Source organism: Echinicola vietnamensis DSM 17526, assembly GCF_000325705.1.
Classification (GTDB): domain Bacteria; phylum Bacteroidota; class Bacteroidia; order Cytophagales; family Cyclobacteriaceae; genus Echinicola; species Echinicola vietnamensis.
Genome location: NC_019904.1, coordinates 4512805 through 4527341, shown reverse-complemented (window position 1 = coordinate 4527341; position 14537 = coordinate 4512805). Strand labels below are relative to the sequence as shown.

Genomic DNA, 14537 nt, shown 5'->3' with positions numbered 1-14537 from the left:
TACCAGCACAGCCCGAATGAATAAAGTTGTTTTACTCTTGGCCCTTATCTATTCCTTGGGGAAATGGGGGTATTTAAATTGGCAAGGCAAGCGGTCCAACCACATGCTGATCAGCTTTTTTGTGTTGATGCTGGCATTTGATTTTGGTACTTCCTTTCATACGTTTTTGACCAAGACCAATTATGAAGGAACCATGGTCGATCGATTGGGGGTATTTGGGAATTCGCTATGGATTTCCCTTTCCACTTTTGTGATTCCGATTGGTTTTTTCTTGGGATACCAGCGCTTTGCAGTGCTTCGATTCAAGGAATACAAGTGGGAGATAGTGGTGCTGGTAATGAGCATGATAGCGCTCTTTAATCCCATGAATCCCTATCCTAAATCCGTTTTGATATTTCTTTGCTATGCCGGACAAATTTTCCTTTCGGTAAATTATATCAAGGGCAATTTCACCCAAGGAGAGGCGCTAAAAGGTGTTTTTGACGGGTTGATGGTGATAACAGTCCTGCAGACAGTGCTGGTCATTATGTATCCCGTTTTGGGCATAGAAGCCGCATTGACCTTTTTCAAAGGGGAAGACATGATTGATTATGCGTTGAAGCGGGAAGGGTATACTTCTGCGGTGGGGATATTTGGCCATCCAGGTACGTTGGCCTTGTTCTCCTTGATTACCGCAATATTCTTCTTGTCCTCTTACCTCAATGGATTTAAAAAGTCGCTTTCCCTGTACTGTTTTTTGGCAAATGTATTCATTATACTTCTCACCTTTTCCAGGACTACTTACGTGACCAGTGCCATCATTATTGGTATAGTACTCGTATCATTCTATTCCAAAAAGAGCTTTTTCTCTGTCAAAAACCTGGTATTGGCAGCCTTTGGTTTTGCGGCCTTAATAGGGGTGCTTTTTTTAACGCCGCTTAGTGAACTTTTTCTGGCGAGTGATTTCGAAAACCAGATCGAGGTACGCTTCTCATCTTGGTTTATGGGGTACGATATTTGGAGCAGGGCGAAGTTACTTGGCGTTGGCATCAATGCGCATGTCTATTATATGGGGCATTTCATCAGGGTCACTCAGGATTTGGCGGTGGTGGAATTTATTACGACCAATCCCATTCATAATATCCATTTGATCGTACTGGCGGAGACCGGAATCATAGGGATGATGCTTTGGCTGGTGTTTTTTGGAAGCAAAGTCTCCAGTCATACCAAAACCCTAAAGACAAGCAATATTGCAGTCAATATCTTCAGCTTGGCCACCGTCGGGATTATGATATCCATCTTTGTGTATGGCTTTTTTGGCTGGGCTCCTTTAAAGAGGGAAATGATCACGTTGACATTTTTGATTGGCCAAGTCCATGTTTTTAAGGCTTTTCATTCCCGGTCTTCACATCATTACCAAGTTAAACCATTGCGTTTTACACAGCAACTTGTCAATTAATCATTTGTATGGAAAAAACAGTCACCACTTACTTTCAGGGCAATACCCAGTTTGAAAATACGGGAGATGTGCTCATCAACAAATCACTCATCGAGTTGTTCCGAACCCATGGAAACGTAGTGATCAATGATGAAAAGTTACCCGGTTTTTATAAGGAAGCGCTGAATTTGGCCAGCCATGAGAAAAGCTCTAGCAATAAAGGAAGTTTTTATAAACAGCTTTTCCAAAAAGCTTGGGCCAGCCTATTTAAAAAAGGCCAAAAAGTGATCATGGTGGCCGGCCCTCCCGGTCATATTTTCGGTAATTCCAACAAGAAAATCAGAAAAAACATGGAATACACCGCCTTTTTGATCGCTTTACAGCTCCTAAGGGTAAAAATTGTCAGAATGGGTTTTTCCATGGGGCCGATTGGTAAAAAACAAGCAGTAAGTGAACGGATCCGAGCTTGGTTTACCCATCACTACTGGGTTAGGGACTCGATCTCGCTGAGTTTGGCCCATGAAATCGGCATTCCCAAAGCACGCTTTTTTCCGGATTTGGCCTGGACGTATCATGCCAATGGGGTAGACCTATCCCAAGCCCAGAAGGAAGAAATCATTTTTAGTTTCCGCGATGCCATTTACAAGGATGACGACGGGCAGCGCTACAAAAATGCCTTGGTCGAAAGACTGATGTTTATCATTGATCACTTGAAAGATCGCTATAAGCTGAAGATTACCTATCAGGTATTGGGGGATTATGCCTTTTGCAAGGAGCTTCATGAAACGCTCAGGGCCAAAGGGTATGAAGTGGATTTTGAGGAAGCACAAATTACCTTAGAAACGGCTGGAAGAGCCTATCAAAATGGCGTGGCCATCATCACCAACAGGCTGCACGGGGCTTTGCTGGCAGCGAAATATGATGTGCTGCCATTGGTGCTTTCCGATATTGATAAGCACCTCAAGATCAAAGGGATTTACCATGATGCAGGATTGCATGATTTGCTGCTGGAAGCCAGTGATACCAATGAGGCAATACTGGAGAAAGTGCTCACGCTATTAGAAAACCGGACTCAGATCATGGAGCAGCTAGCGCAGATCGAACAGCGCTACCATGCGCTAACCATGGACAGCATGGCCAAAGTCCTCAACGGCTGAGCGGTACATTGAATAGCAAGTCCCAAAACACAATTTAAACCTCTACCAACGAACTTATACATGAAATTACTTTACTTGTCAGGAGCTCCGCGGGTATCCACACAGTTGAAAGCCGATGCAGGTGGAGCCAGGGCCCATATTCTTGGCGTGATCAATGGTTTTAAATCGATGAACTGGGAAGTGGCCGAGTTTATAGTGGGAAACCGCATCATGAAAAGTGGCCATAAGACTGATTTTCAGAAGAGCCTTTCCAAAAGTTTTTTTAAGCGCCTGGCCGCAGATCTGATCAGGATCACTTATGGAATGTATAACAATCGACTTTCTTTCAAGAAGCATACAGAGGTGGATTGTGTCTACGAAAGGTTAGGCGCTTTCCAGTTGATGGGACATAAATTCAGGAAGCATGGGGTGCCATGGATATTGGAAACCAACAGTGTGCTGTATGAAGAAGCCAAAAATGACCGGAAGAGCATCATCCTATCGGGCATTTGCAAAAAAATGGAAGCAAAGGCCTACCAATCCTGCGATTACCTGATCTGTGTTACCGATGAACTTAAGGCGATGGTGCTGGATCATTTTGATATTGATCCGGCGAAGATCCTGGTGGTGCCCAATGGGGTGGATACGGACCGTTTTGATCCTGAAAGGGTGACCCCCATTCGCGAACATGATGAATTTACCATAGGTTTTGTGGGGTCGGTGATCGCGTGGTGCGGGGTGGATGTCTTGATCAGGGCTGTTGATATCCTGAAAGATGAAATTCCTCTAAAAGTGACCGTAGTAGGAGATGGCCTCAAAAAGCAAGACTGGGAAACTGATTGCGCTAATGCTGGCTTGTCGGACACCATCAAGTTTGTGGGAAGAAAGGCGTGGGATCAAATCCCGGGGTATATCGGTGGATTTGATGTGTGCTATTCGGGGCAAGTGGCCACGAAGTCAGGTAAAATGTACCATTCTCCCTTAAAGATTTATGAATACCTCTCCATGGGCAAGCCCGTATTGGCGGCCAAATTCCAAGATGCTTCCAATATGATCCATGATGGTGTAAACGGCTTTTGCTTCAAATCAGGAGATGTAGATGATCTGGTCGAGAAAATACGAACCGCCTACGGACTGTTCAAGGAAGGGAAGTTTAGGCCGGAAGAAATCAGAAGACCTGTCGTGACCTCCCATAGCTGGAAGTCTAGAATCGAATATATTTTAAAGGAAACGAAAACACTCAACTGATATGGCCTATAAACTACTGGGAACAGAAGTGGATGATTTTAACTTGTCTTCACTCCTCGATTTTATTGTCCGTTCTGCAAGAGCGAAGGAGCGCAATATCATCCTAAGCCAAAACTTGCATGGGATCTATACTTACCATAAATCCAACTCAGAACAATTGAAGCGACTCTATTCCATCGCCAAGAAGCGGATCGATGGGATGCCGTTGGTTTGGCTGGGCAAGGCCTTGGGCTACCCACTTTCCAAAGACAACCGACTGACTTGGGTGGATTTAATGGATCCCCTGATGGAAAGGGTAAGGGATGAAAAACTCAAGGTCTTTTACTTGGGAGCCGATGAAGTCAGTGTATCCAAAGGAGTCAATATCCTGAGGGATAAATTTTCGGGACTGGAAATTACGTATCGTCATGGATATTTTGACACGAACAAGCGCAGCCAAGAAAATCAAGCCGTCGTTCAGTTGATCAATGCATATGCGCCCGATATTCTTATTGTGGGAATGGGGATGCCAAGGCAGGAGCACTGGATCCTTGATAACAAGGATGAGCTAAATGCCTCCGTGATCATGACCTGTGGAGCAGCCATAGAATATGTGGCAGGAACAGTCAGTACGCCACCACGGTGGATGGGCAGAACGGGACTGGAGTGGCTCTACCGACTGCAGGAAGATCCCAATAGGTTTTGGTTCCGTTATTTGATCGAACCATGGTACATCTTTAGGCTGGCCGCCAGTGACCTTAGGAATCCCCCGCTCAAGAAGCTGAAGACCTAAGCAGTTTTATAAGCTGAAGCATGCATGATCCATGTTCCCTTTAGGATCTGCATAAAATTCCCCTTGCCCAGATGAAGCATCACGAAACCGACTATCATAAACGTTAACGGAAATGCTGTTTAATTCACTTGATTTTGCAATCTTTTTGCCACTGGTGTTTTTTTGCTATTGGTTTGTCTTTCAGAAAAACATCAAGCAACAAAACCTCTTGTTATTGGTCTCCAGCTATGTGTTTTATGGTTGGTGGGATTGGCGATTTTTGTCCTTGATTCTATTCAGCACGGTATTGGATTACCTGATTGGAAGGAGGATGGACAAGGCCGAGCAAGAAACCACTCGAAAATGGCTGTTGGCCTGTAGTGTCTTGGTTAACCTAGGCTTTTTAGGTTTCTTTAAGTACTATAATTTCTTTGCGGACAGTTTTACGGAGATGTTCAGTTTCTTTGGCCAATCCATCCACCCGCGAGCCATCAGCATTGTGCTTCCTGTGGGGATCAGCTTTTACACTTTCCAGACCCTCAGCTATTCGATCGATGTGTACAAGCGAAAACTGGAACCGGCCAGGGACTTTGTAAGCTTTGCTACATTCGTCAGTTTTTTTCCCCAGCTGGTGGCAGGCCCCATCGAAAGGGCGACACATTTACTGCCCCAATTTTACAGGCGTCGTAAGTTTGATTATATGCTGGCGGCAGATGGCACCAAGCAGATCCTTTGGGGTTTTTTTAAGAAAGTGGTCATCGCGGATAATTGTGCAGAATACGTAAATGTTATCTTCCAAAATTACCAAGAGTATTCAGCAAGTACGCTCGTTTTGGGAGCGGTCATGTTTGCTTTTCAGATTTATGGGGATTTTTCGGGTTACTCGGATATTGCGATTGGTGTGTCCCGCTTGTTTGGGTTTGACTTGATGAAGAATTTTGCCTTTCCCTATTTTTCCAGGGACATGGCAGAATTTTGGAGAAGGTGGCATATTTCCCTTTCCACGTGGTTTAGGGATTACTTGTACATCCCGCTTGGAGGCAGTCGCGGAGGACTGGGAATGAAGATCAGGAATACCTTTATCATCTTTTTGGTCAGTGGATTGTGGCATGGGGCCAATTGGACCTTTGTGATTTGGGGAGCGTTGAATGCCCTTTGTTTTTTGCCTTTAATGCTCGCAGGCAAAAATCGGCATAACCTTGACCAGGTGGCTCAAGGAAAGCTTTTTCCCACTTTTAAAGAAGCTGGACAGGTGTTGCTGACCTTTGGGGTTACGTGCTTGGCCTGGGTGTTTTTTAGGGCTGAGAGTGTCACCATGGCGGTAGATTATATAGCCAACATGTTTTCGCCTTCCCTTTTGGTGAAGCCAGAAGTGTTTCCGGTAAGGATTTTGGCTTTGGTAGCCTTGTTTGTGGCGATCGAATGGCTGGGCAAAGAAGGCGATTTTGCGATACAGTCCTTGGGACTGAAGTGGCGACGTCCCTTGCGATATGGGGTGTACTATGGCGTATTTATATTGATTTATTTCGCAGGAAATTTCTCAGACGAAATCGAGTTTATTTACTTCCAATTCTAAACGACCATGAAAAAATACTTTCAAAAACTCGTTCCTTTTATACTTGGAGCATTGGCCATCAATATTTTGGTGACATTTGTAGTGGATGGGTTGTATTATGTCCCTTACACCAAGATGACGCGGGAAATAAAAGGGAAAAAGCTCAAAGGAGTGATCATGGCTGATTCCCATGGATTGCCGCTAAAGCAAAACATGGAGGATCGAGGCATCATGAATATCTCCTGGAGCAGTGACTCTTATGAGGACATGAAAAATAAGCTGAATTTTTACCTCCAGCATAAAGACTTGGACTATGTTCTGGTCTCGGCGGATAACCATTTACTCTCAAACTACCGGGAAAACCTAAACAACATCGAAGCTTCGATCCATTACGTGCCACTTAAGGAGACCGATTACAGTTTTTGGGAATATGCCTATTTGAAATATGTAAAGCGATATTTTTCCTTGATAAGCCCCAAGAATCGGGACATTTTCATGGCTAGGCTAAAATCATTTTTAAAGCATAATTTGGTGAAACAGGAGTGGAAAGCTGTAGGGAATAAACTAGCCAAAGGAGAAAAAAGGGTCAATCTTCATTTTAGCAACTTGTCAAAATCTGCAAAACTGGCCGAGGATTTAGAAGAGATCATTTTACGTTGCAGAGAAAACAATGTAGAGGTAATTGGAATAAAGTATCCGCTTACTTCGGCATATCTTTCGGCGATGGAATCATCAAATTTTGGGGCTGACAGTGTGTTGAAAGTGCATAATTGTAAAATTCTTGATTTCCAAGAAGTGTTCGCCAATCGAAACGACCTTTTTTCAGATGAGGACCATTTGAACCAAGAAGGAGGGGAGAAGCTGGCAGATATGCTGGAAAATAACCTTGTGAGGTATAGGGCTTCCACTGATTGATAAGCAGATTTTGGCGGTAGAGAAAGTTACGTTGACCTTCTTAAAGCGTAGCATGACCATTTTCGGGCTTTGCTGGATGCTGCTGGGGGGTGTCCCCCTATATGTCGTGGCGCAAGACCTGCCAGGGGCAAATGGTATCCCTGCCCATCCTAGAATCCTCTTACAGAAAGGTAGAAAAGAAACGGTCCATGAGGCGTGCAGGAAAGAGGGCTGTTGGAAGACGCTGGATGAGATGGTGAAAAAGACAGCAAGGGAGCTACTGGATGAACCGGTCACTTCTTTCCATTATCGGGGCAAAACCATGTTGCCACAAGCCAGGGAGCTATTTAGGAAAATCTTTTACCTTAGCTATGCCTATCAGTTTACCGGGGAAGTTGATTTTGCGAAAAGGGGAATCCAAGAAGTATTACATGCCTGTACCTTGGACAGTTGGAATCCACAGGTGTTTTTAGATGTGGCAGAGATGACCATGGCCGTATCCTTGGCCTATGATTGGTTGTATCATCAAATGGATGTTCAAGAGCGGGAACAGGTTAAGAAATCCCTGGTGGAGAAGGGAATATTGCCATCTTATGACGATGCTTTCAATCAGTTTTTAGCATTGGACAATAACTGGAACCAAGTATGTAACGCAGCGATGGTGTGGGCCTCCATCGCGATCTATGATGAGGCACCAGAACTGGCGATGAACACTATAAAGCGCTCACTGGATAGCAGCCAGCTGCCCATGTCCACCTATGGAGAAAACGGTGGTTTTCCTGAGGGGCTGATGTACTGGACCTACGGGACGACCTTTCATACGCTGATGTTAGCAGCCTTGGAGCCGATCATGCATGATCAGATAGCAGCTTATTATTCACCGGGATTTTTAGCTTCCGGGCAGTTCTTCGTGCACATGATTGCCAATTCAGGGGATGCATTCAATTGGAGCGATGCCCTTGAAAAGCACTACCTAAATCCCGCGATATTTTGGATGGCAGCAACTACAGGTGATCCCTCACTGCTGTGGAACGAAAAGAAGGTTTTGGAGAATATGGACTTTAAAGGGCTGCCTCAATCAAGGATGCTTCCTGCCGTTATATTGCTGGGAACGGAATTTATGCCCGAGGATATCCCTGCTCCTTCATCGAAGGCTTGGAGGGGAAAAGGGGATAACGAAGTGGTCACCATGCGTACCTCATGGCAGGATGCCAACGGGATTTTTTTGGGACTAAAACTGGGGAATGCCCATGAGCATCATGCCCATATGGATATGGGAGCATTTGTCTTAGAGGCGGATGGTGTAAGGTGGGCGATGGACATGGGCATGCAAGACTACCATTCTCTTTCATCAAAAAAAGTAAACCTGTGGGACAGCAGTCAGCATGGTGGACGCTGGACAGTTTTTAGGCACAATAACTATGGCCATAATACGCTTACCCTGGACGATTCCCTAATGGATGTGGAAGGAAAGGCCAAGTTAATGGATTATAACGATACGGGTACTTTTCGCTTTGCGGTGGGCGACTTGACAGATGTTTTTCTCAGGAAAGACCGTAAAGTGATGCGTGGGGTGGGGATTAAGGAAGATAAGCTAGTCATTATCAGAGATGAAATCAGCAGTTCCCCTGAGCCCGTCAGCATCAGATGGCAAATGGTCACACCGGCCAAGGTAAGGATCCAAGGGAACAAAGCCCTCTTGAAGAAAGATGGAGAGCACCTGAGCATGATCGTGAAGTCTTCCACACCCACCAAAATCAAGATGTGGCCGGCCCATAAGCAAAAAGCATATGATGCCCCCAATAAAGGCGTCAACATAGTAGGGTTTGAACTTTTGGTTCCTGAAGGGAAGCCAGCAGCCATTGAGGTGCTGCTCATACCGGGCTCTTCAGAAGCTTCATTGTCCAGCCCCTCTCTTTCCCTTTCTGAATGGAAGTGACCATAAGTAGCAAGTACGATAACAGAAACCAACATCAGAATCGATTCTACCTAAATACACAATAACCCTAATGCCAAAGGGGATTTATCCCTGTTTTTATAGCGCTACTGTTTAGTTCATTGTTTTTAAACCATCAATTAATTAACCGAATGAAAGTCAAAAAAATATGTTGTATTGGTGCCGGATACGTAGGTGGTCCCACCATGGCTGTAATTGCCCAGAAATGTCCTGATATCTACGTGACCGTAGTGGACATCAATGAAGAAAGAATCAAAGCTTGGAACGACGAGAATTTGGACAACCTGCCGGTGTACGAACCCGGTTTGGACAAGGTAGTCGCCGAGGCCAGGGGCAGAAACCTTCGGTTCTGCACCAATGTGGAAGGAGCCATCCAGGAAGCCGACATGATCTTTATCTCTGTCAATACTCCGACCAAGACCTATGGAGAAGGAAAAGGCCAAGCTGCGGACCTGAAGTGGATTGAGCTCTGCGCGCGACAAATCGCCGCCGCCGCCGAATCGGATAAGATCGTAGTGGAAAAATCCACCTTGCCCGTTAGGACTGCAGAAGCCATTCGGGATATCCTGGAAAATACCGGTAACGGGACCAAATTCCAGATACTTTCCAATCCGGAGTTTTTGGCAGAAGGAACGGCCATAGAGGATCTAATGGATCCAGACCGTGTGCTGATCGGTGGGGACACCAAAACACCCGAAGGACTGGAGGCCATGGAGGCACTTGTAGAGGTATACGGCCATTGGGTGCCGAGAGAGAAAATCCTAACGACCAATGTATGGTCTTCAGAGCTCTCTAAGCTTACAGCCAATGCTTTTTTGGCCCAGCGGGTATCCTCTATCAATGCCTTGTCTGAGTTATGCGAAAGCACAGAAGCGGATATCAATGAAGTTTCCAGGGCCATCGGAACGGACAGCCGAATAGGCAACAAATTTCTCAAGGCCTCTGTAGGGTTTGGGGGCTCTTGTTTTCAGAAAGACATCCTTAATTTGGTGTATATCAGCAGAAGCTATGGATTGACCAGTGTAGCCGATTACTGGGAGCAGGTCATCAAGATCAATGACCACCAAAAAGGAAGGTTTGCGAAGAACATCATCCGTTCGTTGTACAATACGGTCAGTGGCAAAAAGATCGCTTTTCTGGGCTGGGCCTTTAAGAAAGATACCAATGATACCCGGGAATCCGCTGCCATCTATGTGGCTGACCACTTGCTCAATGAGGACGCCAAGGTAACGGTCTTTGACCCTAAGGTAAAAGAAGAGCAGATGTACAGCGACTTGGATTACCTTAATTCCAGGAACAAGGTAGATAACAGAAAACTCATGAAAGCAGAGCACTGTCCCTATGAGGCTTGTAAGGGCGCTCATGCCGTGGCGGTACTTACCGAATGGGACGAGTTTGTCGATTACGATTGGCAAAAAATCTACGATAACATGTTAAAGCCTGCCCAGGTCTTTGATGGAAGAAGTGTACTGGATAAGCAAAAGTTAAGGGACATTGGTTTCCGGGTGTATACCATTGGAACGACGTGATATTTTTTAGCCGTGTGTTGTAAGTGTTTAGTCCACAGAAGGGAGGTCCATCATACAGGATCTTTCCTTTTTGGGCTATCGCTCTGCAGCTTTTGATTACAGGATTAACCACACCAACGCTAAAGCATTTAAAATTATGGAAGCATTTTCAGAAAAGATTTCTATTCAAGGTAAATCCTTGCCGGCAGTGAAGGCGCAGATTGACCGATTTGCTAAAGGATTTCCTTATTTGTCTATTGTCCGTCCAGCCCAGGCTACCGATGGGATCAAGGTGCTGTCGACGGATCAAATCAGCAGGCTAGGAAAGGATTTTCTGGCCCAGCGCGATCGTCTTGCCATGGTCAAATTTGTCCCGGCAAGTGGAGCGGCATCAAGAATGTTCAAAAAGCTCTTCGAGTTCTTGGATGGAGACGGCTACTTGGCCCATAACCAAGAAGCCGAAACCTTCATCAAGCACTTGCGTAATTTTCCATTTTATGAAGACCTGGAGCAAAGCTTGGGCAAAGTGGGGAGCTATGCAGGACTGGCATTGCAGGACAAAGACTTTAAATTGATCATTTCCCAATTTTTACTCGACAGTGGCCTGGGCTATGTAAACTTGCCAAAGGGCCTGGTGAAGTTTCATCGCTACGATGACCATGAAAGGACTCCCGTGCACGAACATTTCGTGGAAGGCCTTCAATATGGTGTGGGCAAGGACAGGAAGGTTCACTTGCATTTCACCGTTTCTAATGAGCATTTGGAAGCGTTTAATGCAGAATGCAACCGGGTGAAAGCTGTATTGGAAAAAGAACATGACATCACTTTTGAGGTGAGTTTTTCACAGCAAAAGGCTTCTACGGATACCATTGCGGTCAACGTGGACAATACCCCTTTTCTCAAAGATGATGGGACCTTGTTGTTTAGGCCAGGAGGACATGGGGCCTTGCTCAGCAACCTGGAAGACATCGATGGAGACGTGATCTTTATCAAAAACATCGACAATGTAGCCGGAGAACGGGGCGGTAAGGTTTCCAGTGAGTATAAAATGGCCATGGGCGGATTACTTCTGAACCTCCAGCAGCAGGTATTTGATTATTTGGACGCCTTGGAAGAAGGTGAAGAAGGCGTGGAAGCAGCTATAGAGGAGTTTTTACAGCAGGAACTGTGTGTGGTGTTGCCGAAAGCCTATTGGGGAAGTGCATTGATGGAACGACGGTCCTTTCTTAAAAGCAAGCTGGAACGGCCCATCCGCATTTGTGGGATGGTGCGAAATACAGGCGAGCCCGGTGGAGGACCGTTCTGGACCCAAAACCACGACGGGTCAATTTCCCTTCAAATTGCCGAAAAGGCACAAATTGATCCAAAGCACCAGGAAGCCTTATTGATGGAAAGCACCCATTTCAATCCAGTAGACTTGGTTTGTTCCATTAAAAGGCGCGATGGCCGAAACTTCTCCCTACCACAGTTTGCGGATTCCGATGCAGGATTGATCAGTGAAAAATCCCTGAATGGGAAGGCCCTGAAAGCCTTGGAATTGCCGGGTTTGTGGAATGGGGGCATGTCCGATTGGAATACCATTTTTGTAGAAGTGCCATTGGAGACTTTTACACCAGTAAAAACCATCAATGACCTCTTACGGGAAGCGCACCAGCCTATGGTGAAAATGGAAAAATAGTACATGAAAAAGCGTGTTTTAGATAGGTTAGTGCGATACGGTTTGTTGGTCGCAATAGGAGTGATGGGAGCATGCCATGAAGGATTGGCCCCCGAAGAAGTAGTCGTCTATGAAAATGACTTTAATGGGGAACAACTTCAGGAGGTGCGGAATGGAAGGTGGAGGAGCTATAATGGAACGACCGTATTGGGCAATTATAATAATGAAGAGGTGGCAGTCCAAGTGGACAATCTACCGGCCCATAAAATGCTGCGAATTACCGTAGAGCTGCTGCTCCATGATTCGTGGGATGGCAATGCCGGATCGTCGAGTGGGCCGGACATATGGTACTTGAATGTGGATGACCAAGCGTTGGTAAATACCACCTTTTCAAACCAACCCTGCATGTCCACCTGGTGCCTGAGCCAATCCTTTCCGGATGCTTATGGCAGGCATAATGATCCCAAAACAGGGGCCTTGGAAACAGCACTTCCTGGACTTTGCCAATATGCCGATTCCATAGGATGGACCACCAAATACAGGATTTCGGAGATCGTCCGCCACAAAGGAGACCAGCTTACACTGGTCTGCGGCGATAAAACCGTCCAAAAATACCTGAACAGTTCCCAGATATGTGATGAAAGCTGGTCCTTGTCCAGCATTAAAGTAAGTCTGGTAGAATAACATTACCGGACAAGATGGATAATTGATATATGTTTACCAATTTAAAGAAGGGGATAGGGGCCATGCTTGTTTTTGCGTCGATGGCCTATTCTGCCAAGGCGCAATCGACCAACTTAAACGCCCCTTTTCTCAAGGAATATTTAAGAAGACAGCAGCTGATCGGGAATTTTAACCCTAACTATTCCCTGACCATCCTTCCCTTGACCCCCGAAGTGACCGATTTGCAGGTTACCGGGCACAAGAAGAACGGCTGGTATGAGGAGCTTTATGGGCAAAAGCGGGCCCTGTCTTTTGGCCGAGGGAAGGGCAGCATCAAAATGCTTCCAGAAATGGTCAGGGGCCAGTACAACTCGGATTATGCTTTTGGTGTCAATGACGGGGCGATGATTCCCAATGCCGGATTGCAGACCTTGATCAGTGCAGGGTTTTATGTGCGGTATGGGGCATTGAGTTTACAATTTCAACCCGAGCTTTTGACTGCACAGAATTTGCCGTACGAAGGCTTTCCGCAGCAGCACTGGGGATCCACCTGGGACCAATATTACGAATGGCTGAATACTACTGATATTGTGGAACGCTTTGGCCCTTATGCCTATGTGGAATACCTGCTGGGGCAATCGCACCTTAAATACCATTACAAAGATTTGGCGATCGGCATCTCCACTGAGAGTATTTGGTGGGGGCCGGGGAGGAGGAATTCCCTTTTGATGAGCAATAACGCCCCGGGCTTTTTGCATGCCACCCTGGAAACTACCAAGCCCATCGAAACCAATATAGGGCGTTTTGAGGGGCAATTGATTGCGGGGAAACTGAGGAATTCGGGCTATCTTCCTCCAGGATCGGATTATACCTTCAGACAAACGCCCTTGTATATTCCCAAACGGGATGAGGATGAGCGGTATTTGGCGGGCATTATCGTTAATTATCAGCCCAAATGGTTGCCGGGGCTAACCTTGGGCTATTCCAGTGTTTCACAGATGTACCGCGCAGATATGGACAGTTTTGGGGATTATTTGCCCATTTTCAATGGGGCCAAAAGACCGGCCAATGTTGTGGACCTGGATGCAGAACAGCGCAATCAGCTGAGTGCCGGCTTTTTCAGATGGGCCAGTCCCGGAAAATTGTTTGAGTTTTACGGGGAATATGGCACAAACGGAAACAGTAAAACCTTTCGCGAGATGTTCATGTACCCAGACCTGAACCGGGCTTTTACGTTGGGATTTACCAAATATATTCAGTTGAAAGATCCGTCCACGTTTCTGGGTGTTCAGTTAGAAACCACCCAGACAGGGCAATCGGTTCGGGAAAATATTCTGGCCAAAGAGAGCTGGTATACGCATCCATATGTCCGTCACGGATACACCAACAATGGCCAGGTCATGGGAGCCGGCAATGGGCCAGGGAGTAATGTGATCTTTGCAGAAGTTAGCTGGAACAGAAATTTCACTAAACTGGGCATTCAAATGGAGCGGATCGTGTATAACAATGATTTTTACTATAAACGTTTTGAAGAAATCAAGGACTGGAGACGAAAGTATGTGGATTTGGTGCCTTCATTCGTAGCCGAATGGCAAGTGTACCGCTTTTTGGTATCAGCAAAGTTCCAGTACGTCAAAACCCTAAATTATAAATGGTACCTTGAAAACAGCACCGATGGAACATATTGGGTCCCGGGATTGGACAAGGACAATATGGTAGGACATTTTAGTTTAATGTACTTGCTGAAGTAG

At 45.9% G+C, this 14537-nt stretch carries 11 protein-coding genes; all 11 read left to right on the top strand.

Annotated elements, in window-relative coordinates; translation table 11 throughout:
• The first annotated feature begins 16 nt into the window (after positions 1-16).
• The 11 genes from ECHVI_RS18440 to ECHVI_RS18390 all read left to right on the top strand — a co-directional run bounded on the left by ECHVI_RS18440 (position 17) and on the right by ECHVI_RS18390 (position 14537).
• Positions 17-1438 (top strand): O-antigen ligase family protein, encoded by a 1422-nt coding sequence (locus ECHVI_RS18440; RefSeq protein ID WP_041738868.1) that lies wholly within the window; start codon positions 17-19, stop codon positions 1436-1438.
• An 8-nt stretch (positions 1439-1446) separates the two neighbouring features.
• Positions 1447-2574: a polysaccharide pyruvyl transferase family protein gene (locus ECHVI_RS18435; RefSeq protein ID WP_015267546.1), complete on the top strand. Its 1128-nt coding sequence runs from the start codon at positions 1447-1449 to the stop codon at positions 2572-2574.
• 60 nt (positions 2575-2634) lie between these two features.
• Positions 2635-3801, top strand: a complete 1167-nt coding sequence (locus ECHVI_RS18430; protein ID WP_015267545.1) for a glycosyltransferase — start codon at positions 2635-2637, stop codon at positions 3799-3801.
• Position 3802: 1 nt separating this feature from the next.
• Complete coding sequence (locus tag ECHVI_RS18425; protein ID WP_015267544.1) at positions 3803-4573, top strand: WecB/TagA/CpsF family glycosyltransferase; 771 nt, start codon at positions 3803-3805, stop codon at positions 4571-4573.
• Positions 4574-4685: 112 nt separating this feature from the next.
• Positions 4686-6128: an MBOAT family O-acyltransferase gene (locus tag ECHVI_RS18420; protein ID WP_015267543.1), complete on the top strand. Its 1443-nt coding sequence runs from the start codon at positions 4686-4688 to the stop codon at positions 6126-6128.
• Between the two features lie 6 nt (positions 6129-6134).
• Positions 6135-7022 (top strand): hypothetical protein, encoded by an 888-nt coding sequence (locus ECHVI_RS18415; protein WP_015267542.1) that lies wholly within the window; start codon positions 6135-6137, stop codon positions 7020-7022.
• Between the two features lie 10 nt (positions 7023-7032).
• The gene (locus tag ECHVI_RS18410; protein WP_157501523.1) at positions 7033-8940 is read left to right on the top strand and encodes a heparinase II/III domain-containing protein; all 1908 of its coding nucleotides are present in this window, start codon (positions 7033-7035) and stop codon (positions 8938-8940) included.
• Positions 8941-9089: 149 nt separating this feature from the next.
• Positions 9090-10487 (top strand): UDP-glucose 6-dehydrogenase, encoded by a 1398-nt coding sequence (locus ECHVI_RS18405; protein ID WP_015267540.1) that lies wholly within the window; start codon positions 9090-9092, stop codon positions 10485-10487.
• Between the two features lie 136 nt (positions 10488-10623).
• The gene (locus ECHVI_RS18400; RefSeq protein ID WP_015267539.1) at positions 10624-12144 is read left to right on the top strand and encodes a DUF4301 family protein; all 1521 of its coding nucleotides are present in this window, start codon (positions 10624-10626) and stop codon (positions 12142-12144) included.
• A 3-nt stretch (positions 12145-12147) separates the two neighbouring features.
• The gene (locus tag ECHVI_RS18395; RefSeq protein ID WP_015267538.1) at positions 12148-12807 is read left to right on the top strand and encodes a hypothetical protein; all 660 of its coding nucleotides are present in this window, start codon (positions 12148-12150) and stop codon (positions 12805-12807) included.
• A 29-nt stretch (positions 12808-12836) separates the two neighbouring features.
• Entirely contained in the window at positions 12837-14537 is a 1701-nt protein-coding gene (locus ECHVI_RS18390; protein WP_015267537.1) for a capsule assembly Wzi family protein, read from the top strand.